General features: G+C 67.7%; 18 protein-coding genes and 1 other annotated feature. Of the genes, 7 read left to right on the forward strand and 11 right to left on the reverse strand.

Annotation, left to right across the window (positions count from 1 at the left end; translation table 11 throughout):
• Positions 1 to 20: 20 nt before the first annotated feature.
• From IGS68_RS19835 to IGS68_RS19845, 3 genes are all read right to left on the reverse strand, one after another.
• On the reverse strand, positions 21 to 1,490 hold the full coding sequence (locus tag IGS68_RS19835) for a GMC oxidoreductase (protein WP_201072929.1): 1,470 nt from the start codon (positions 1,488 to 1,490) through the stop codon (positions 21 to 23).
• A gap of 1,253 nt (positions 1,491 to 2,743) precedes the next feature.
• Positions 2,744 to 2,941 carry a hypothetical protein gene (locus IGS68_RS19840; RefSeq protein ID WP_201072931.1) on the reverse strand — a complete coding sequence of 66 codons (198 nt, stop codon included), beginning with the start codon at positions 2,939 to 2,941 and terminating at the stop codon, positions 2,744 to 2,746.
• 402 nt (positions 2,942 to 3,343) lie between these two features.
• Complete coding sequence (locus IGS68_RS19845; protein ID WP_201072933.1) at positions 3,344 to 3,637, reverse strand: hypothetical protein; 294 nt, start codon at positions 3,635 to 3,637, stop codon at positions 3,344 to 3,346.
• Positions 3,638 to 4,011: 374 nt separating this feature from the next.
• Between IGS68_RS19845 and IGS68_RS19850 the strand changes: the two genes are divergently transcribed.
• The gene (locus tag IGS68_RS19850; RefSeq protein WP_201072935.1) at positions 4,012 to 4,287 is read left to right on the forward strand and encodes an HU family DNA-binding protein; all 276 of its coding nucleotides are present in this window, start codon (positions 4,012 to 4,014) and stop codon (positions 4,285 to 4,287) included.
• A gap of 433 nt (positions 4,288 to 4,720) precedes the next feature.
• Here the strand turns inward: IGS68_RS19850 and IGS68_RS19855 are convergent, their stop codons facing one another.
• Complete coding sequence (locus IGS68_RS19855; protein ID WP_201072937.1) at positions 4,721 to 4,933, reverse strand: hypothetical protein; 213 nt, start codon at positions 4,931 to 4,933, stop codon at positions 4,721 to 4,723.
• Between the two features lie 39 nt (positions 4,934 to 4,972).
• Between IGS68_RS19855 and IGS68_RS19860 the strand changes: the two genes are divergently transcribed.
• The 4 genes from IGS68_RS19860 (at position 4,973) to IGS68_RS19875 (ending at position 7,592) form a co-directional block, all read left to right on the forward strand.
• Positions 4,973 to 5,410 carry a YsnF/AvaK domain-containing protein gene (locus IGS68_RS19860; protein ID WP_201072939.1) on the forward strand — a complete coding sequence of 146 codons (438 nt, stop codon included), beginning with the start codon at positions 4,973 to 4,975 and terminating at the stop codon, positions 5,408 to 5,410.
• Complete coding sequence (locus IGS68_RS19865; RefSeq protein ID WP_201072941.1) at positions 5,407 to 6,423, forward strand: YsnF/AvaK domain-containing protein; 1,017 nt, start codon at positions 5,407 to 5,409, stop codon at positions 6,421 to 6,423. The genes IGS68_RS19860 and IGS68_RS19865 overlap by 4 nt, the downstream gene beginning before the upstream one ends.
• Before the next feature lie 176 nt (positions 6,424 to 6,599).
• On the forward strand, positions 6,600 to 7,403 hold the full coding sequence (locus tag IGS68_RS19870) for a YihY/virulence factor BrkB family protein (RefSeq protein ID WP_247880988.1): 804 nt from the start codon (positions 6,600 to 6,602) through the stop codon (positions 7,401 to 7,403).
• A 48-nt stretch (positions 7,404 to 7,451) separates the two neighbouring features.
• A complete protein-coding gene (locus IGS68_RS19875; RefSeq protein WP_201072944.1) occupies positions 7,452 to 7,592 on the forward strand; it encodes a hypothetical protein in 141 nt (46 codons plus the stop codon).
• A gap of 13 nt (positions 7,593 to 7,605) precedes the next feature.
• Here IGS68_RS19875 and IGS68_RS36200 read toward each other — a convergent pair whose 3' ends face one another.
• Positions 7,606 to 9,513, reverse strand: coding sequence for a glycosyltransferase 61 family protein (locus IGS68_RS36200; RefSeq protein ID WP_201072946.1), 1,908 nt, complete (start codon positions 9,511 to 9,513; stop codon positions 7,606 to 7,608).
• Positions 9,514 to 9,787: 274 nt separating this feature from the next.
• On the opposite strand from IGS68_RS36200, the gene IGS68_RS19885 reads away from it, so the two are divergent.
• Complete coding sequence (locus IGS68_RS19885; RefSeq protein ID WP_201072948.1) at positions 9,788 to 12,967, forward strand: PAS domain-containing hybrid sensor histidine kinase/response regulator; 3,180 nt, start codon at positions 9,788 to 9,790, stop codon at positions 12,965 to 12,967.
• Between the two features lie 4 nt (positions 12,968 to 12,971).
• Here IGS68_RS19885 and IGS68_RS19890 read toward each other — a convergent pair whose 3' ends face one another.
• The 4 genes from IGS68_RS19890 to IGS68_RS19905 all read right to left on the reverse strand — a co-directional run bounded on the left by IGS68_RS19890 (position 12,972) and on the right by IGS68_RS19905 (position 16,292).
• The gene (locus IGS68_RS19890) at positions 12,972 to 13,202 is read right to left on the reverse strand and encodes a hypothetical protein (protein ID WP_201072950.1); all 231 of its coding nucleotides are present in this window, start codon (positions 13,200 to 13,202) and stop codon (positions 12,972 to 12,974) included.
• A 102-nt stretch (positions 13,203 to 13,304) separates the two neighbouring features.
• Entirely contained in the window at positions 13,305 to 13,622 is a 318-nt protein-coding gene (locus IGS68_RS19895) for an AtuA-related protein (protein ID WP_247880989.1), read from the reverse strand.
• A complete protein-coding gene (locus tag IGS68_RS19900; protein WP_201072952.1) occupies positions 13,619 to 14,938 on the reverse strand; it encodes an acyclic terpene utilization AtuA family protein in 1,320 nt (439 codons plus the stop codon). The genes IGS68_RS19895 and IGS68_RS19900 overlap by 4 nt, the downstream gene beginning before the upstream one ends.
• Positions 14,939 to 14,951: 13 nt before the next feature.
• Positions 14,952 to 16,292 (reverse strand): CitMHS family transporter, encoded by a 1,341-nt coding sequence (locus IGS68_RS19905; protein WP_201072954.1) that lies wholly within the window; start codon positions 16,290 to 16,292, stop codon positions 14,952 to 14,954.
• Positions 16,293 to 16,420: 128 nt separating this feature from the next.
• Here IGS68_RS19905 and IGS68_RS19910 point away from each other — a divergent pair, with 128 nt between their 5' ends.
• Positions 16,421 to 17,335: a LysR family transcriptional regulator gene (locus IGS68_RS19910; RefSeq protein WP_201072956.1), complete on the forward strand. Its 915-nt coding sequence runs from the start codon at positions 16,421 to 16,423 to the stop codon at positions 17,333 to 17,335.
• 218 nt (positions 17,336 to 17,553) lie between these two features.
• Here the strand turns inward: IGS68_RS19910 and IGS68_RS19915 are convergent.
• Positions 17,554 to 18,785, reverse strand: a protein-coding gene (locus IGS68_RS19915; RefSeq protein WP_201072042.1) for an IS3 family transposase whose coding sequence is annotated in 2 segments (ribosomal slippage) — positions 17,554 to 18,491 and positions 18,491 to 18,785 — 1,233 coding nt in all. Because the reading frame shifts where the segments join, the coding sequence is not laid out codon by codon here.
• Positions 18,385 to 18,501, reverse strand: a sequence feature (AL1L pseudoknot). It overlaps the preceding gene by 117 nt.
• The gene (locus IGS68_RS19920; RefSeq protein WP_201072958.1) at positions 18,751 to 19,518 is read right to left on the reverse strand and encodes a hypothetical protein; all 768 of its coding nucleotides are present in this window, start codon (positions 19,516 to 19,518) and stop codon (positions 18,751 to 18,753) included. Before IGS68_RS19920 ends, IGS68_RS19915 begins: the two co-directional genes overlap by 35 nt.
• Between the last annotated feature and the right edge of the window lie 9 nt (positions 19,519 to 19,527).

Here is a 19,527-nt window from a genome sequence, read left to right on the forward strand (position 1 = left end):
CGCTCAGGAAAATTCCCGGTTCAACTGAGCCGGGTCCGCAGGTGCCCCGCGAGGCGCACGGCCAGGGCCACGATATTGACGGTCACCATGGTCGCCCCGGACGTCGGCATCACCGACCCGCCGGCCACGTAGAGATTGTCGATGCCATGGACCCGGCAGTCGCCGTCGACCACGCCGCGGCGGGGATCGGTGCTCATCCGGGTCGTGCCCATGAAATGGGCCGACGAGTCGACGCCGCGGGGCCATGGATCGGTTTCCGAGTCGAACTCCACCTGGAGCCGCCCGATCCCGAGCGCGCCGAACTGCTCCGCCAGCAGTTTCTGGGTCCGGATGACGGTACGCTTGTCCAGGTCGTTCAGCCGCCAGTCGAGCACCAGCTTCCGTTGCCCGAGGGCATCGACATCGTCCCCCAATCTGACACGGCTGTCGCGGTCCGGCGCCTGCTCGCAGAAGAAGCGGGTCTGCAGGATCCTGTAGCTGCGATCGCCGACGCTTCGCGCATAGAGGGCCTTCACCACCTCGTCCAGGTCGCCGACCACGATGCCCAGATCTCGCACCAGGTTGGATGGCATGCGCCCGTGGACGATCTGCTTGGCGATCCGCCGCATGGCGACGAAGCCGGGAGTCTTTTCGCCCTCGTAGCTTTCCTCGAAGAACACGACGCTGTTCAGGATGCCCTCGCGCTCCTGCGCGGCGCGGCTGGGCTGGAGCGCGTCGATGAAGGGACTTGTCTCGGTCAGGAAGCGCTGCTCCCACCCGAGGGTCGCGTAGTAGCTGGCGGTCCCCTCGGGCAGCGACAGCATCGCCCGGCCGGTGCGAAGAGTGGTGTGTGCCATGAAGTAACGGCCGACCACGTCGTGATCGTTGCCCAGTCCCCGGGGGCGCACGCGGTCCGACAGCAACAGCAGACGAGCGTTCTCGATGCCCGACGCCAGGATGAAGACGCCTGCGCGGAAACGGCAGGTCTGCCCGTCGAGGCCCCTGGTCCTCAGGGCGGTGACCCGGTTGGCCTCCTCGGTGGTTTCGATCTCGACGACATTGGCGTGGAGATAGACATCGCATCGGTTGCCGGTCTGGGCGAGCGCGTTCCGGTAAACCTCGCCGAAACGGGTCGGTGGGCTCTTCAGCATGATCTTCTCGCCGATCGGATCGCCCGCCAGGGAGATCCGCCGCTCCCGGAAAGACGCGGACTGCGCCGCCCAGTAATCGGCCGAGAAATTGGCCGACGGCAGTTCGCAATACTCGTACGCCTTGGGGTAGATGGCATCCAACTCGGATTTGGGGAACGGCCAGCCGCTGTCCGGCACCCAGGCGCGCTCCTCGAAATCCTGCTCGTCGAGCGGCGCGCAATTACCGCCCCAGTGCCCGGTGGTTCCGCCGAAATACCGCAGCCGGCTCCACAGCAGATCGACCCGATGTTCGCCGATACAGTCGGCATCGTTCAAGGCCTGGATATCGTCCTCGAAATCCAGGCCGCCGCTTTCAAGCACACATACATGGAAATCATGCCCCAGCAGTTCCATCGCCAAGGTAATACCGGCGGCGCCGGCGCCCACGATACAGACATCGGTTTCAATCGATGTTCCGTCGGGCAAGCTTTGAAGATCTGTAATCATGTGATTACTTGCCAAGCTCACCGAATTTCGGGTTCCGCAAGAGATGATTTATATAGCGCTTCGCGAGTGTGAAATGTCCATACACCCTTTTGGATAAGTCTTTGAGAGTTCTCCCTAATCGGAATCGCCATGAACGGGAAATCACAATAGAGGTTAATGTTGTATAGGTAATTCTTGATTTTCTATTAGTAAAATACCGGTCCCGGCCCATCCGCAAGAAGCGGATCCGGCACCGCGGGGTGTCGGGACCAGTAGCATTTCAGATCAAGGAGGTGTTTGCGGCGATAGCCCGGTGGAGGTGTGCCGATCGCGGCTCGCGTTGACGTTAGCTTGAAACTCAGGGACAGGGTTCAATGGCATTCTTGCAGAGTTCCGGCAATCAAGTTGTCGGCCAAGGGAGCGATCCGGAACGCGAGACCTGCGGTCGGCCCAGCCTCGACCTTCCGCAGGAAGCGGCACGACGAATCCGTTATTCCATCCCATCAGAATACAAGCCCGTATCAGACAAGCTTAATTGTCCAAACTCTACAGTAACAAGCCGTGAACAACTTTGGATGACATACTGTTGGCGACGCTCTACTTACCATCCCATGAGATACTTTGACTTCTTCCGGCTAAGCCCCGATCTTTCGAGCACTCGATCGGTCTAAAACAGTTTAGCATTTGACCCAAGTCGGTGGCTCATCGGTAGTGAATCGTGGGACAAGGGTGTCCTCTGGCAGATCAGGCTGAGGCCGATCCGACAAAAGGCCTTGAATGCCCATGTATCAGGAGAATGAACCCTCGCGGTTTCCTGCCAGTGATTTCCCGGAGCTTTCTGATGGCATGGCAAGGCCGAGCCTTACCCTGGCTGCCAACCGAATCTTGACAAGATTGATCTTGACAAGATTGCTTGACGCTTCCGCTCCGTAACCGGTCGTTCGCGGGACGATGGAATTGCCGCCGGAAACCGGCGACCGGCCGGTCCGCTGAGGACCGGGCCGGATCTCCCGGGAGTTTCGCGGGAAAGGGGGTCAGGTCAGAACGTCTGGACCATCAGCATGAAGGCGAGACACAGCAGGGCGATGCCGGCCGAATAGAGCGAAAGGTTCCTGACCAGTTCACCGATATCGGACATATGCTGCTCCTCAACTCGGAATGGGTCGCCGGCGCTGAAGCACGTCCCGGGCCGCCTGTTCCGCGTGGGCGGGGCTGCGGAAGGACTTGCGGTCGAGGGTCCCGAAGACCCAGTCGGCGGCGAAGAAGATGAAGCGGTTGGCGTCGGCGACGACGACGCCGGCTTGGTTTCCTTGTACTTCGATGGCGTATGCACGCGCAGGGGTCATGGCACGGCTCCGATGCCTATGCGGGGGCCGGCACTCCTGTGCCGCCTCCGGTCTGATTCGGGATGGGGACGAACGTCGTCGCTGTCAGCGACAACAGATCGGCATCTTCCCGAAGCCGCGCGCGGATGGTCTTGGGGGATGGGCTGTGGACATGATCGGTCTCCTCGAACTCGAGCCACGATCCTGTTCGTGGCGCTTTAGCGTTTGGTGACGCGGCGCAAGCTGAATCCATCAAATGCCCGCGGACCCCGAGGGGTCACCGTCATATTTGCGCCCAAATCCCACCAAGTCAATAGGGTATCGGGAATAATATGTGGATCTTTTATTTCAACAGAAATCGTACGTCAAATATCGGCGCGCAGATGCCCGGCCGGGCACCCAGACCGCCGGGATCGCGGCGCCTCAACGGCCGCCGCCCCTCCCGTCTTCCCGCGCGAGCTTGCCGACAGCTCCGTCGACCAGCGCGCCCAGGCGGTCGATCTCGGCCTGCAGTTCGGCGATCCGGGCGCGGACCGCCGCGATATCGGTCTCGCCGGCCGGCGCGTCGGACGGCGGCATCGGCGTCTCGGGCGGCGAGCTGCCCGCCGTCCCCGGCTGCCATGCCGAGATGCCGCTGTCCCGTGCTTCCGGCACGGCGGGGGGCACCGCCTCCGTCCTCGGCGGTGCCCCGCCGCCTTTCGAGCTTTCGTCGGCCATGGTCGATCCCTTTGCGCTGGCGCTGTTCAGCCGTTTTTCTGCCGCCGCACGCGAGCGCGCGGCGGCACCGGATACAACAGATCCTACCCGCGGAGGTGCCGTCCGGCGATTCCATCCGGCGTCGCCGCGCCGCCGCCGAACTGAAAATTGCCGCTTGATTTCCGATGCTCCGCGTGCAGCCACGGCGGGTTCTGCACGATTTCCACCCCGAAAGAGGGGTTCTGGTGATGCAGCGTTGTGACAACTCCGCCCCAAGAGGCAGGAGCTGCGGGAAAGCGCTGGACAGACGCCATTCTTCATTACCTCTTAGTGTTCGTGGCTTATAGACGCCCGACGTTTGCAAGATCCGAAACCAGTGACTATCGAGGAGCACCATGAATCGAGCCGAACTCGTGGCCGCCGTGGCCGACCAGACGGGGCAGACGAAAGCGGATGCCGGCAAGGCGGTCGACGCCGCGTTCACTGTCATCGCCCAGGCTTTGGCGTCCGGCGACGAGGTCAAGGTTCCGAACTTCGGCAGCTTCAGCGTGGCTGAACGGGCCGCTCGCGAAGGGCGCAATCCCCAGAGCGGCGAGAAGATCACCATCGCTGCGTCGAAGCAGGCGAAGTTTTCGGCGGCCAAGGGCCTGAAGGACGCCCTGAACGGCTGACCCGACGGAAAGGCCGGCGGATTATCCATTCGCGTTCCGGGACCGGTATTCCGGAACGCAGGCGTCGGAACGGTGCCGAACCCGGCATCCGTCCTTGATTTCTCCGCCGCCCGGTACCGGACCGCCCATCCAGGGCGACCCCGGAAGTACGGAACGGCGGACCAGAAAGCCGCAGTGCAACGCCCCGGAAGCTCCCGCTTCCGGGGCGTTCGCTTTTCCGGAGGAAGGCTTGGCGTCGTCCGCCCCGGACGGACGCCGATTCCTGCCCACCTCACCTTTTGGAACAAACAAGGCGCAAATTAGTCCGCGCGATCAATGCCGCCCGTCGCTGTTGGGGGTGCACATCAGGATCGACAATCATGAGAGGTTCGTATCCCATGACGAACACGGACGATACATCGGCACGCGGCGCAAATCCCGACAAGATAGGCGTCTATTCGACCGGCAGCGACACCGCCTCGAGCACGGGATCGGCAGGCACCGGATCCCACGGCACCGGAACGGCAAGCACCAGTTCCATGGGAACCGCTTCGACGGCGCACGGATCGACCGCCACGGCGGGCGACGCGAACCGCAGGGCCAGCGCCGCGACCGCGGCCTCGCCCGCCAAGTGGATCATTCCCGCCGTCGTGGTGGTCCTGATCATCCTCGCCCTGCTCTACCTGTTCTGATAGGTCCCCAAGACATGTCGGATCGACCGGACGACCAGACACGGCCGCAGACCATTCCGGTTGTCGAGGAAGAGTTGAGGGTCGGCACGCGCGAGGTCGAAACCGGCCGTGTCCGGGTACGGACAGTGACGCGCGAGCACGAACAGGCGATAGACCAGGCACTGGCGTCCGTCGACGTCGACGTGGAAAGGATCGCGATCGACCGGGAGATCCACGAGACGCCGGAAGTCTACGACGACGGCGAAACGCTGGTGATACCGGTCGTCGAGGAACGTCTCGTCGTCGAGAAGCGGCTGTTCCTGCGCGAGGAGATCCACATCCGTCGCCGCAGGACCGAAAGCCGCCATCAGGAAAACATAACGCTCCGGTCACAGGACGTCATCGTCGAGCGGGAGACCGCCGACGGCGACCCGGCCGGATCATCCATAGCAGAAGGAAACGCGAAACAATGACCAAGACCGTCGTTGCCCTTTACGACAGCGCAGCCGAATCCGAGGGCGTGACCCGCGATCTCTCGGCCGCCGGCTTCAGCGATACCGAGATCATCGACAGCTCGGCGATCGGCTCCGGCCCCGCCGGGTGGTCCGATGCCGGTACCGCCGACCCGGCGGTCGGCTCGGGGTCCATGGCCGCCGGCGTTCCCGGCATCACCAGCGGAGCCGGGATGACCACCGGGACCGGAACGACCGCGGCCTCCGATGCCGCGTCCGGCGGCATCCTCAGCCGGCTTCGCCGCGCCGGCGTTCCCGAGGACGATTCCCACGTCTATGCCGAGGGCGTCCGCCGCGGCGGCTCCCTGGTGATCGCGCGCCTGGCCGACGACAATGTCGAGCGCGGCCTGGAGATCATGAGCAACCATGGCGCGGTGGACATCGACGAGCGCGGCTCGCTCTGGCGCTCCGAAGGCTGGAGCCGCTACGACGAGGATGCCGGCCCCTACACCGGCACCGGCCTGACCGAGGCCGCGTCGTCCATGCGGACCACCAACACCACCTCCGACACGACCGCCGGCCTGGGCGACCGGACGGCGACTGGCACCGGCGAGGAGACCGTCATCCCGATCGCCGAGGAGCAGATCGCCGTCGGCAAGCGGCAGGTCCAGGGCGGCGGCGTGCGGGTCCGCAGCTACGTGGTCGAAACTCCGGTCGAGGAGAGCGTCCGGCTGCGCGAGGAATCGGTCCATGTGGAGCGCCGTGCGGTCGACCGCCCGGTGGATGCCGGGGCCGACGCCTTCCGGGAGCGGACCGTCAACCTGACCGAAACCTCCGAGGAGGCCGTCGTTTCCAAGACCGCGCGCGTCACCGAGGAGGTCGTGGTCGGCAAGGACGTGACCGAACGGACCGAGCATGTCTCGGACACGGTTCGCCGGACCGAGGTGGATGTCGACCGGGCCGCCGATACCGACCGCACGATGACGGACCGGACCGCGACCGACCGCGCGGTCGATCGCGACCGCGACATCTAGGGGCGGATTCCGGGAGCCTCGGGCTCCCGGCGGCGTCCGGAAACACCGATCCCCGACGGCGCTCCCGGCGCCGCCGGGGATTTCCCATGAAAGGGTTGGGTCACGTGCCGTTCGGAAAAGCCTGGCATGTTCTGGTTACCGCCTTCAACGGGTGGCTCGAGGATCGGGCGGCCAGCATGGGTGCTGCGATCGCGTTCTACACCCTGTTCTCGATGGCTCCGATGCTGCTTCTGATCATCGCGATCACCGGACTGGTGTTCGGTCCGGAAGCGGCGCAGGGAGCCCTGATGGGACAGCTCCAGGGCATGATGGGACGCGAGGGTGCCGCGGCGCTCCAGGCCATGATCGCCAGCGCCGGGAAGCCGGTCTCCGGGACGATCGCGACCGTCGTCGCCATCGTCACGCTGATCGTCGGCGCCACCACCGTCTTCGCCGAGCTCCAGTCCTCGCTGAACGTCATCTGGAAGGCCCAGCCGCCGACGGGATCGAGCGTCGTCTGGCTGGTCAAGGTGCGCCTGCTGAGCCTCTCGCTGATCGGCGCCATCGGCTTCCTGCTGCTGGTCTCGCTGGTGGTGAGCGCGGCGCTGGCGGCGTTGAGCGACTATCTCGCCGGCATCATGCCGGGCCTCGACCTCATGATGCAGGTGGCCAACCTGGTCATCTCGCTGGCCGTGGTCACGACCCTGTTCGCGATGATCTACAAGATGCTGCCGGATGCCCGGATCCCCTGGCGCGACGTCTGGTTCGGCGCCTTCATCACGGCGGTGATGTTCTCGATCGGCAAGCTGCTGATCAGCCTGTACCTGGGAAGCAGCAACATCGCGTCGGCCTACGGTGCTGCCGGCGCCCTGGTGATCGTCCTGATGTGGGTCTACTACTCCGCCCAGATCTTCCTGTTCGGGGCGGAGATAACCTGGGCCTTCTCCCTGACGCACGGCAGCCGGGCAGGCCGCCGCGCGCAGCCCGCCACCCAGGGCTGAGCGGGCGGGCAGGCTTGCGAAGACGGCGGGCTGCGTGCAAGAAGGCCCATGCTCTTCAAGATCCTGCTCATCCTGGCCGTCCTGGCGGCCCTCTTCCCCGCCGTCCGCCGGCGCCTGACCCGCGTCGGGTGGACCGTCTTCGGCGCCGTCGTGCTGTTCCTCCTGGTCGCCTCGATCACCCAGGGCTGACCGGCGGAACGGTTCAGGCTCCCAGTTCCGCGAGGCACAGGTCCAGCTCGGCCGGATCGATCCTGAAGTTCCAATTGTACTCGCGGGCCGGTCGCAGCGCCTGGGTGATGACGCCGCCGACGGCCATGTGCCCCTGCCCCAGCAGCCGGGTCAGGTGGCGATAGAACTCCGGCAGGTGCCCGGCGGGGTGCAGTTCGATCAGGAGCGCGCCGGGCGGTGCGAAGAGCATGTTGGTGAAGCCGGCGCCGTGGACCCCCATCACGGCCTCCGCCCCGGCGAACAGCGACGCCTGCTCGTCGAACGACAGTTCCTCCAGCCGGACGGCGACGAAGCCGCGCCGCGCCGCGACCTGCGCTATCACCCCCTCGTTGTCGCACCGCCGGAACAGCGATCCCTCGCGCGAGACCAGGATGCGGCGGGCCTTCCCGGGGCGGACGGCGATCCCCTCCATCAGGCGATCCCGCACCCGCAATGCCGCGGCCCGGTCCACGGAGGGCATCATCCAGTCCATCTGGCCGTCGGCGCGCCTCGGCCGCGACACCAGGCCGGGGACGGTCAGGCGGGCGAACCGCGTCAGGGCCGGCGCGTCGGGCACCATCAGGCGGGAGGGCGGAACGCCCAGCAGCTCCAGCGTCCGCAGATGGAAGCCCTTCTGCGCGGAATTGACCAGCAGCGGACCGTCCAGTCCGTCGATGGCCGACAGCCGGGGCAGCGTGTCGAGCATCCAGTGATAGTAGTTGGCGGTACCGCCGAGGAAGACCACGGGCTCCTCGATCCGGCGCCGCTCCAGGTCGTCGCGCACCAGCACGGCGCCGGTCCCGTCGGCCGCGACGACGAAGTTGGCCCCGCCGAGCGGCGGCGTGAGCACGAGGTCGAGCGCCAGTCGGTCGCCCTGGACCAGATGCCACTGGTCCAGGCAGAGGTCGGCCTCGGCGAGTTCCACCGGTCCGCCGTCGCCGGGCCTCAGGTCGGTCAGGGGGAACAGCCGGCGAAGCGCCTCGCCCGCCGCCGGGGCCCGCGACGCCAGCCGTGCCCGCGCTCCCGCCCCGGCATGGCCGGAGGCCGCCAGGCGCCGCCAGCGCTCTTGGGCTTCCGCGGTGCGGCCATCCTCGTCCAGGGCGGCCGCCAGGTTGGACAGGACGCCCGGATCGGCCGGTGCCAGCGCCTCGGCCTTCAGGAGCGCGTCGACCGCCGCCGCGGGCCGGCCCCGCCGCGCGGCGGCGGTGCCGAGGACCGTCCAGGCATGGACCTGCTCGGCACCCCGGTCGAGCAGCCCGCCCGCGACGGCCTGGGCCTCGTCGAAGGAACCGCGGGTCGCCAGGACCCCGGCCAGCGCCGCTTCCGACGGGTCCCGCCGGGCGGACATGCCGTCCCGGCGCTCCAGCGACCGGCGCAGCAGCGTCTCGGCGCGCTCCAGGCTGCCGAGCCGGGCACAGGCGACACCCAGGTTGTGCAGCACGTCCGGATCGTCCGGCGCCGACCGGATCGCCTGGTCGAGCAGGCGCGCGGCGCCCGGTTCGTCCCCCTCCTCCAGAAGGTCGGCGGCGAGTTCGTTCAGAAGGGCGGGATCGCCGGGATGCCGGCGCGCCAGTTCCGTCCGCCACCGCGCCGCCTCCGCGCGGTCGCCGGACCGGCACAGCGCGCGGCTGAGCATCAGGGCCGCCCGGCCGTTCCCGGGGTCGAGCCGGAGCACCGCGGCGAACGCCTCGGCGGCGGCCGGCGGATCACCCGCCTGGACGAGGCAGAGACCATGGAGATAAGCCATGGCGGCATCGTCCGGCGCGAGCGCCCGGCCGCGCCGCAGGATCGCGTCGGCGGCGGCCGCGTTCCCGGCCAGCAGGTGCTCGCGGGCCTGGGCGAACAGGGTGGACGGCTCCCGGCCGTCCGGATCCTGGGACTCGTGGGCTGGCGTGCCGTTCATGGAAGGACTGATCTGGGCGATTGATGCAGGATGGGACTGCTGCAAGCATATCGTGCAAGGCGCCGCGAAGTCACGGCAATGGTTCGTCGCGCGATGTTCCGCTTCCCGGATGCCGTCGGCTGCGACCGATTCGAACCGGACGCACGTTCGGATTGACGGAATGTCGCTCCCCTCTTTACATGATACAGGCCGGCCCGGCGGCCTGGTGGTTTCGGACCGGATGCCGGGAACGCGCCGCTCCCCTCGTTCGAACCGGGAAAGAACAGACGCACCGATGCTCGCGACCTGTGCCGAGAACGAACTGCCGGGAATCATCGAGACCATCGGCGCCCCGACCTTCATCGTGGATGCGTCGCGCAGCGGCCCCCTCCGCCCCCTTTGCATGAACCGGCTGTTCCGGACGATGTCGGGTTTCTCCGACGCGGCTTTCCGGGACTTCGTCGAGCGGGACCCGGGCGAACGGCTGCACGGCCGCCGGGACCCGGACGGCCCCGTCGAGTTCGACCACCAATTCGCCCTGGACGGCCGGCCGCGCCGGGTGAGGATCGGGGTCGTCCCCCTGATGGATTCCCAGGGCAGGGCAGCCCGCCTGATGGGGACCGCGACCGACGTCACGGTCCGGCGGACCGCGGGAGAGGAGCTGGCGCGGTTGGCGGAACTCTACCGCGGCGTTCTGGACGAGCAGCACGACCTCATCTCGCGCTTCCTGCCGGATACCACGCTGACCTACGTCAACGACGCCTATGCGCGGATGCTGGGCCGGGCTCCGGAGTCCCTGGTCGGCAGTCGCTTCGCCGACACCCTGGCCGCCTCGGACCGCGAGCGGGTCGTCGCGCTGTTCGGCAGCCGCACCGCGGTCGGGGACGGCGATCCGCCCGTCCTGGTCAACGAGAACGCCGTGGTGACGCCGTCGGGCGAGCAGCGCTGGATCCGCTGGCGCAACGTGGCCCTCGCGGACCGGGACGGCCGGATCGAGGGGTACCAGAGCGTCGGCAGCGACGTCACCGACTGCAAGCTGGCCCAGGAAGGCATGCGCACGGCGCAGCAGAGCCTGCGGGACGTGATCGACAGCATATCCGAAGGGTTCGCCCTCTATGACGCCGACGACCGGCTGGTGCTGTACAACGACAATTTCGTCAAGGCCACGCCCCAGCTCGCGGCCTTCGACTCCCCCGCGGGCGTCACCTTCGAGGAGATCCTCCGGGCCGGCCTCGACCGGCGGGAGATCCCGGACGCGGACCCGGTCACCGACCGGGAAGCCTGGGTGGCCGAACGGCTGGCCGCCCACCGCTTCCCACCCGACCTGCCGACGGAGCGGCGCCTGCCCGACGGCCGGCACTTCCGGGTTTCGGAAAGGCGCACCCGCGACGGCGGCATCGTCTGCATCCTGACCGACATCACCCCGCTGCGCGAGCAGGAGGCGAGGGTCCGGGAGAGCGAGCAGCGGTTTCGCCTGCTGGCCGACAGCGCCACGGACATCATCTGCCTGCACGCCCCTGACACGACGATCCTCTATGTGTCGCCATCCTGCGAGAAGCAGCTCGGCCACGCCCCGGCGGACATGGTGGGCCGCCGCCTCGGCGAGTTCGTCCATGGCGCCGACCTGCCGCTGATCGAGCGGAAGCACGCCGAGATGATGGCCGGCCTGCCTGGGTCGGCGGTGTTCCGCCTGCGGCACAGCGACGGGCGCTGGCTGTGGTTCGAAAGCGTGGCGGGCAGGCTGGAAGGAACGCCGGAGGGCGATGGCGGGCTGCTGACCGCGATGCGCGAGGTCTCCGAGCGGGTGCGCTACGAGCAGGAGCTTCGCGAGGCGAGCGACCGGCTGGCCGCCCAGGCGGTGGAGCTTCGCAAGCTGGCGATCGACCTGGACGCGGCGCGCCGGGTGGCGGAGCAGGCGAGCGACGCGAAATCGCAGTTCCTGGCCATGATGAGCCATGAGCTGCGCACCCCCATGACCGGCGTGATGGGCATGGTCGACCTCCTGATGGGCACTCCGCTGTCGGGGGAGCAGCGCGGCTACGTGCAGACGCTCGGGGCCTCCGCCGGGATCCTGCTGACCATCCTCGACGATGTCCTGGATTTCTCGAAGATCGAGGCAGGACAGCTCCAGATGGAGACGATCGCCTTCGACCTGCGCCGGACCGTCGCCGACGTGATCCAGCTGTTCGCCGGACGGGCGGCGGAGAAGCGCGTGCGGCTGACCGCGGACATTCCGGCCGGCGCTCCGTCCGTCGTGTGCGGCGATCCGACCCGCCTGCGTCAGGTGCTGTTCAACCTGGTGGGCAACGCGATCAAGTTCACCGCGGCGGGTTCGGTCAAGGTCCGGCTCGCCGATGCCCGGGACGAGGAAGGCGAGCGCGTGCTGCTGCGGTTCGAGGTGACGGACTCCGGCATGGGGATGACCGAAGAGCAGCGCTCCCGGCTGTTCGAGGCGTTCGTCCAGGCCGACACCACGACCACGCGCCGGTTCGGCGGAACCGGCCTGGGGCTGGCGATCTGCAAGCGGCTGGTCGAGGCGATGGATGGCGAGATCGGCGTCAGCAGCGCCCCCGGCAAGGGGTCCCTCTTCCATTTCACGGTGCGGCTGGGACGATGCCGTACCGAGCTTCCCCCGACTGAGCCGGAGCGGGCCGTTCCCGCCGCGGCCGTACGCAGGGCGCGCGTCCTGTTGGCCGAGGACAACGAGGTCAACCGCCTGATGGTGGTCAGGATGCTGGAACGGCTGGGCCACCGGGTGGACGCGGTCGAGGACGGCCGGGCGGCGGTCGAGGCGGCGCGGCGCGGCGGTTACGACCTGATCCTGATGGACATGCAGATGCCGGTGCTCGACGGCGCCTCCGCGACGCGCGAGATCCGCGCCCTGCCCGGCCCGGCCGGGCGGGTCCCGATCGCGGCGCTGACCGCCGACGTGGTGTCCGGCAACCGTGAGCGCTACCTGCAGGCCGGGCTGGACGGCTATTTCACCAAGCCGATCGACTGGAACGCGCTGGCCGGCGCGATCGCGGCCCTGACCTGCGCGGACGCAGCGGCTGACGAAGCCGGGGAGAGCGGAGCGGCCGCGGAAGGTTCCCGCGCAGGCGCCTCCGCCCCGGACCCCGGGACGGACCTTCTGGTCGAGTTGCCCCTGATCGATGCCGGCCGGCTCGACGAGTTGCGCGCGGCCGTAGGGGACAGCTACGCGATGATGGTGGAGATGTTCCCCGAATCGGCGCGGGAGGAGATGGCGGCCCTGCGCGCCGCCCTGGCCTCCGGCGATACCGGGTCTTCCCGGCGCGCCGCCCACAGCCTGAAGGGAGTGGCTGCCAGCTTCGGCGCGACCCGGGTGCAGGCGATCGCCCACCTGCTGGAGGATACCCGCCACCCTCCCGACGAAGCGGCCCGCCTGCTGGCCTGCCTTGAATCGGCGCTGGAGGACACGCTGGAATCTCTCGCCTCCGTGGAGACGGCGGCCTGAGCGCCTACAGCGCCCCCAGCCGGCGGCGCAGGATCTTGCTGCCTTCGTGGGGCACATATTGCCGCCGATCGGCAAGGGCAACCAGCGACAGCGTCTTCCTGTCGTCGGGGTTGCTCAGCCGGACCAGCCGCGCATGGGCGATGGAAACCGGCGGCCGGTCGATGCTGACGACCTGCCAGACGTCGGGGTACGAGGCGCCCGCCTTGACGAAGCACTGTCCGACCGCAACCGACATGCTCACTCTCCTGATGCGGCTGGCACAAGCCCGTCCCGCCTGGAACCGATCATTCCGCATCCGGATTACATTAAGGTTAATTGCGGTCAACCCTGAGAAGACTCATTCCCCGGCTTCGATCTCCATCTCGAGCAGTTCGGAGCTGAGGCACTTGCCGTGGGGATCGATGGCCAGCGAGGTGGTGACGCCGCTGCGGAGCGCCTGGCGGCAGACGAACTGGAGCGCCGCCACGTTCGGCATCTCGAACCGGACCACCTCGCCCCGGACCGTGCGCGACAGGTGCCGCCGGACCGACTCGGCGGTGACCTCCCGGCACAGCAGCGGATAATGCCGCTCTTCGAAGGCGAACAGGGACAGGGTGGAGGTGTCGCCCTTGTCGCCGGCCCGGCAGTGGGCGATCTCGTGCAGGCGGATCTTCATCGGGCGCTCTCCATGACGGTGACCTGGGGCCGGACCCGCGACCGATCGACCAGGGTGGACACGATGCCGACGGTCTCCCGGATGCTGCCGCGGGCGCCGCCCCCGCCGGCCGGGCCGTTGGTCAGCATAGCCTCCACCTCGCGGCCGATCTCCCCGGCGGCGGCGGCGTCCGAGGCCCGGCCGACGACGCGCAGCCGGTACTCGACGGTCGGCGGCACACCTTCCAGGAAGCCGTGGCGGTACGCCTCGCCGCCGAGGCACTCGACGGTCAGCTCCGGGATCGACGGCCTCAGCCGCTCGTCCAGGATCCGGCCGGCGAGCCGGGCGCGGCCAAGCGCGTTGGCCCCGGCGTAGGAGATCTCCCCCTCCCCGACGAAGCCGGCATGGTAGCCGACGCTGACCTTCAGCGTGTCCGGCCGCGGCTTCGCCGTTCCGCCGGTGACCTCGATCTCGTCGGGACCGGTCGGGGTGATCCGCACGGCGCGGAAATCGGCGACCGCGTCGGGCGTGACATAGCCGGACGGATCGGTGACCTCGTACAGCAGCTGCTCCTTCACGGTCGCCGCGGTGATCAGGCCGCCCGTCCCGGCCAGCTTGCCGATCCGGCAGCGGCCCTCGGCATCGATGTCGGCGAAGGGGAAGCCCAGGTCGGCCAGGCCCGGCACGTCCTTGCGCCCGGGGTCGGCGAAGTAGCCGCCGGTGATCTGCCCGGCGCATTCGAGCAGGTGCCCGATCACCGTCGCCTGCCCGATCCGGTCCCAGTCGTCGAGCTTCCAGCCGAACCGGTGCGCCAGCGGCGCCACCACCAGCGACGGGTCGGCGACCCGTCCGGTGATCACCACGTCGGCGCCGGTCTCCAGGGCCGGCAGCAGGGCGTCCGCTCCCAGATAGGCGTTGGCCGACAGGATCGGGCCGTGGCCGGAGAGCGGCCGGCCGTTCTCCAGCGACGGCGCCTCCGGGTCGATGGCGTCGAGGACGTCGTCGCCGGTGACCACGGCCACGGTCAAGGCGATGCCGGCCTCCTCCGCCAGGCGGACGACACGCCGCCCTGCGGCCAGCGGGTTCGCCGATCCCATGTTGGTGACGAGCCGGGTGCCGTGCCGCTTCAGCAGCGGCAGCAGGGGAGCGAGGCGGCGGTCCAGCAGCGGGTCGTATCCCGCCTCCGGGTCGTTCATCCGGCGTGTCTGGCCGAGCCCGATCGTCCGCTCCGCCAGGCATTCGAGCACGAGGAAGTCGAGTTCCGCCCGCTCCAGGAGCGTCACGGCGGGTTCCAGCCGATCGCCGCCGAAGCCGGCCCCGCAACCGATTCGTATCATTCGAGAAGTCTCCTCAGCTCGAGAGCGCGCCGGTGGCGAAGGCGACGGCCGTCATCACCAGCGTGGTCCCGAACGCCCAGGGGAAGATGAACCGCTGATGGTCGCCCAGCGTCACGCCGCTGAGGCCGATCAGGATGAAGGTGGACGCCGTCAGGGGGCTCAGCGGGAAGCCGGTGGTCATCTGGCCCAGGATCGAGGCCCGGCCGATCACGACCGGGTCCAGGCCCAGGCTTCCCGCCGCCTGGGCCAGCACCGGCATCACGCCGAAATAGAAGGCGTCGGGCGTGAAGACGAGGCTGAGCGGCATGCTCGCGACCGCCACGATCAGCGGCAGGTATCCGGCGAGCGCTTCCGGAATGACCGACACGGTGGCCGAGGCCATCGCCTCGATCATCTTCGTGCCGGTCAGCACGCCGGTAAAGATGCCGGCGGCGAAGATCATGGTGGAGACGGTGACGACGCTGGATGCGTGGGAGACCAGATGCTTCTGCTGGTCCTCCCACCGCGGATAATTGACCAGCAGAGCCACCGAGAAGGCCAGGATGAACAGGATCGGCAGCGGCAGCAGCCCCATCAGCAGGCCGACGACCAGCGCCACGGTCAGCGCGGCGTTGAACCAGAACAGCATCGGATTGCCCGGCTCGGCCCGCTTGCCGGCCTCTCCGACGCCTCCCCCCTGGTCCAGCAGCGACGCCGGCGTCGCCGCCGCCCCGACGCTGGCGGGCTGGTGGAGATCCGCGACGCCGAGCCGGCGGCGCTCGCGCCGGCCGAGCATGAAGGCCACGAACAGCACCCAGCAGATACCGGCCACCATGGCCGGGACCACCGGGTTGAACACCACGGAGGCATCCGCCTTCAGCGCGGCCATGGCGCGGACCGTGGGGCCGCCCCAAGGCAGGATGTTCATCACGCCCGCGCCCAGGCAGACGATGCCGGACAGCACCAGCCGGTCCATGCCGAGCCTCTGGTAGAGCGGCAGCATGGCGGATACCGTGATCAGGAAGGTCGTGGCGCCGTCGCCATCCAGCGCGACCGCCATGGTCAGCACCGCGGTGGCGAGCGCCACCTTCACCGGATCGCCCTTGGCCAGCCGAAGCAGTCCGGAGATCATGGGGTCGAACAGCCCGACATCGAGCATCAGGCCGAAATAGAGGACGGCGAAGATGATCATCACGCCGACCGGAGCGACCTTGACGATGCCGTCGAGCATCATCTTGCCGAGGTCCGGGCCGGCGCCGGCCAGAAGTCCGAACACGACGGGAATGAGGACGAGCGCCACCAGCACGGAAACCCGCCTGGTCATGATGGCGATCAGAAAGATGGCGATGGTCGCGAAGCCAAGGGCGGCCAGCATTTCCTCTCCTTTGTTTATGGTTCCGGCCGGCTCTTCCGCGGCGGCCTGTAGTTACTCTCCATTTTTCATAACTTGGGTTGACTGATCAGAGAATTGAAACTTTCTGATCTCTGTAATAAATTCTCTTTATGAGTGTCGAGCTTCGCCAGATCCGGGCCTTCATCGTCGTCGCGCGCTTCGGCAGCTTCACCCGGGCCGCCGACCTGCTGAACCTGACCCAGCCTGCGCTGACGGTGCAGATCCGCCGGCTCGAACAGACGCTGGCCGTCAAGCTGTTCGACCGCAACACTCGGGCGGTCGAGCTGACCCGGATCGGGCGCGAACTGCTGCCGGTCCTGACCCGGCTGATGGGGGAGATGGACGCCGTCGTCGCCGGCACGCGGGAAATGGCGGCGATGCGCTACGGCGTGGTGCGGATCGCGGCCCTGCCCTCCGTCGCCGCGACGGTGCTGCCGCCGCTGATCGCCCGGTTCCGGGAAGGGCATCCGCTCATCCGGGTCGTGATCCGCGACTCCGTGGTCGAGCGGATCAACGCCATGGTCCGCGACGAGAGCGTGGATCTCGGCATCGGCGCCGACCTGGAGCCGGAAGCCGGCCTGACATCCGTCCCGCTGTTCGAGGACGAGATGCGGGCGGTGGTTCCGGCGACGCATCCGTTGAGCCGCGAGCGGGAGGTCATGCTGGAACGGCTCGCCGGGGAGCCGCTGATCCTGATGGACATGTCGAGCAGCGTGCGCCGCCTGACCGACCGGGCCTTCGCCGATCTCGGCCACCTCGTCGCCCCGGCCTACGAGGTCACCTACATGAGCACCGCGCTGGGGCTGGTGCGGGCCGGCCTGGGCATCGCCATCCTGCCCTCCACCGCGATCGAGCTGAGGCTTGATCCGGCGATCCCGTCGCTGCGGATCGTCGAGCCCCGGCTGCGCCGCTCCATCACCCTGGTGCTCAAGGCCGGCCGCTCGCTGCCGCCGGCCGCGGAGGCGTTCCGGACCCTCCTGACGGAGAATGGGAGCAACCTTCAGAGCCGGCGCGGGTCAGGCTGAACAACCTTCCCCGATCACGGTGACGCTCCGAATGCCGGAAACGTCCGGCGTTCGGAGCAGGTCCCGGCAACCGCTCGCGTCAGCGCCGTGCCCACCATTTGGCATGGCCCTTCGCAAGCCTCTTCCTGCTCAGCTTGAACTTCCCTTTGGCCACCTCCAGCGCCTCGCCATAGACGGAGTGAACCGCCCCGGGATTCCCGGAGGCCGATTTAGTTGAGTCACGCCGCTATGGCGACGTCCTCGGTTTGAGCATAGTAGCGCGCTTCGGCCTCGGCGGGCGGGATATTGCCGATGGGCTCGAGCAGGCGCCGGTGGTTGAACCAGTCCACCCATTCCAGGGTGGCGAACTCGACGGCTTCCAGGGTGCGCCACGGTCCGCGGCGCCGGATCACCTCGGTCTTGTAGAGGCCGTTGATCGTCTCGGCCAAGGCATTGTCATAGGAATCGCCAACGCTTCCCACGGAGGGCTCGACGCCAGCGTCGGTGAGACGCTCGGTGTACTTGATAGCGACATATTGCGACCCGCGATCGGAATGATGAATGAGACCGCTGCCTTTGGCAGGTCGGCGGTCGTGAAGCGCCTGCTCCAGGGCATCCAGCACGAAGCCGGCGTGGGCGGTGCTGGAGACCCGCCAGCCGACGATCCGCCGGGCAAAGGCGTCGATGACGAAGGCCACGTAGACGAAGCCCTGCCAAGTCGCCACATACGTGAAATCCGCCAGCCACAGGGTGTTCGGGCGGGGCGCCCGGAACTGACGGTTCACCCGGTCGAGCGGACACGGCGCCGCCAGGTCGCTTATCGTCGTCCGTACCGTCTTGCCGCGTGTCACCCCCTTCAGCCCCATACGCCGCATCAGGCGGGCTACCGTGCAACGCGCCACGGCAAGGCCTTCCCGCCGCAACTGCCGCCAGACCTTCCGGACCCCGTAGACCTGGAAATTCTCATCCCAGATCCGCCGGATAACCACGCTTATCTCGGCATCGCTTCGCCAGCGGGCCGGCGCCTTTGACGGGTCAGTCCGCCGGGCGGCATGGGCGCGGTAGGTCGACGGGGCGATCGGCAGCACCTTGCAGATCGGCTCGACCCCGTGGACGGCGCGCTGCTCGTCGATGAAGGCGATCATTTCCGGAACGGGCGGTCGAGCTCCGCCTGGGCGAAATACGCCGATGCCTTGCGAAGGATCTCGTTTGCCTGGCGCAGCTCACGGACTTCGCGCTCCAGCGCCTTGATCCGCTCCTGCTCGTCCGTTGTCGGACCAGGCCGCTTGCCCTGGTCGCGCTCGGCCTGCCGGACCCAGCCCCGCAGCGTCTCCGCCGTGCAGCCGATCTTGGTCGCGATCGAGCTGATCGCCGCCCACTGCGACGCGTGCTCGCCTTCGTGCTCGAACACCATCCGAACCGCGCGTTCGCGGACTTCAGGGGCGTACTTGGGTGATGCCTGTTTCGTCATGATGACCCCAGTCTCTCAAGAAATGGGGCCTCCGGTAAACCCGGCGCGGTTCAGAGTCCTGGAGCGATTGCACCGAGTCCTCCGACAGTTGGGAGCCGGTATCACCGCCTTTGCTGACCGCGATCCTTCCCATCTGTCCCATCCGCTTCAGGGCCTTCTTGGCATCCCGGTCAGCCAGGGTCATGTAATCCATGGTCTTGAAATCGCCGGGCTTGTCCTTGGCCCGAAGCTTGGATGCCTTCTTGAGGTCGGCCTTGGCCTTGACACGCGTCTCTCCCTTGCCCTTGATCTCGTCGTGGGTATAGGAGCCCCGCTCGATGGCCGAGGTCTGCCGGGAGGACAGTTCGAACCGCTCTCCGAAAAGCTGGGCCTGATGGTTCGGATCGATTGCCGCGTCCAGCTCAAGGTCCCTGAGATGCATCATGGAGACGAACTTCACGCGCTGCTGCCTCAGCACGGCCGGACGGTCGCCCCTGCGTTTCTTGAGCAGGTCGCGGATGACCCTGTTCTCCTGACCGGAGCTGAGGCGGAGGCGGCTCCTTGACCGGATGTTCTTGAACTCGAACTGCTTGTCGGCGAGCCCCTCCATGAACTCCGACGTGGTGACGTGCGCCACGATGTGAGGTCCTTGGGGCGCCGTCCCTTTCCGTCCCTTCTTGATGTAGGACTTGGAGAAGAAGCCGAACGCCGTCTTGGCCCTCTTATGCTTGTACTGGGCCTTCTTCTTGGGCATGACCCGACC

This window comes from Skermanella sp. TT6, assembly GCF_016653635.2.
Taxonomy (GTDB): domain Bacteria; phylum Pseudomonadota; class Alphaproteobacteria; order Azospirillales; family Azospirillaceae; genus Skermanella; species Skermanella cutis.

What these genes read in the sequence shown, in the direction of transcription:
- IGS68_RS36200 (WP_201072946.1), bottom strand. Translation starts at nt 9,513, where the DNA reads ATGAACGGCACGCCAGCCCACGAGTCCCAGGATCCGGACGGCCGGGAG.
- IGS68_RS19860 (WP_201072939.1), top strand. Translation starts at nt 4,973, where the DNA reads ATGTCGGATCGACCGGACGACCAGACACGGCCGCAGACCATTCCGGTT.
- IGS68_RS19920 (WP_201072958.1), bottom strand. Translation starts at nt 19,518, where the DNA reads ATGCCCAAGAAGAAGGCCCAGTACAAGCATAAGAGGGCCAAGACGGCG.
- IGS68_RS19865 (WP_201072941.1), top strand. Translation starts at nt 5,407, where the DNA reads ATGACCAAGACCGTCGTTGCCCTTTACGACAGCGCAGCCGAATCCGAG.
- IGS68_RS19910 (WP_201072956.1), top strand. Translation starts at nt 16,421, where the DNA reads ATGAGTGTCGAGCTTCGCCAGATCCGGGCCTTCATCGTCGTCGCGCGC.
- IGS68_RS19845 (WP_201072933.1), bottom strand. Translation starts at nt 3,637, where the DNA reads ATGGCCGACGAAAGCTCGAAAGGCGGCGGGGCACCGCCGAGGACGGAG.
- IGS68_RS19885 (WP_201072948.1), top strand. Translation starts at nt 9,788, where the DNA reads ATGCTCGCGACCTGTGCCGAGAACGAACTGCCGGGAATCATCGAGACC.
- IGS68_RS19855 (WP_201072937.1), bottom strand. Translation starts at nt 4,933, where the DNA reads ATGATCAGGACCACCACGACGGCGGGAATGATCCACTTGGCGGGCGAG.
- IGS68_RS19840 (WP_201072931.1), bottom strand. Translation starts at nt 2,941, where the DNA reads ATGACCCCTGCGCGTGCATACGCCATCGAAGTACAAGGAAACCAAGCC.
- IGS68_RS19890 (WP_201072950.1), bottom strand. Translation starts at nt 13,202, where the DNA reads ATGTCGGTTGCGGTCGGACAGTGCTTCGTCAAGGCGGGCGCCTCGTAC.
- IGS68_RS19850 (WP_201072935.1), top strand. Translation starts at nt 4,012, where the DNA reads ATGAATCGAGCCGAACTCGTGGCCGCCGTGGCCGACCAGACGGGGCAG.
- IGS68_RS19870 (WP_247880988.1), top strand. Translation starts at nt 6,600, where the DNA reads ATGGGTGCTGCGATCGCGTTCTACACCCTGTTCTCGATGGCTCCGATG.
- IGS68_RS19900 (WP_201072952.1), bottom strand. Translation starts at nt 14,938, where the DNA reads ATGATACGAATCGGTTGCGGGGCCGGCTTCGGCGGCGATCGGCTGGAA.
- IGS68_RS19905 (WP_201072954.1), bottom strand. Translation starts at nt 16,292, where the DNA reads ATGCTGGCCGCCCTTGGCTTCGCGACCATCGCCATCTTTCTGATCGCC.
- IGS68_RS19895 (WP_247880989.1), bottom strand. Translation starts at nt 13,622, where the DNA reads ATGAAGATCCGCCTGCACGAGATCGCCCACTGCCGGGCCGGCGACAAG.
- IGS68_RS19875 (WP_201072944.1), top strand. Translation starts at nt 7,452, where the DNA reads ATGCTCTTCAAGATCCTGCTCATCCTGGCCGTCCTGGCGGCCCTCTTC.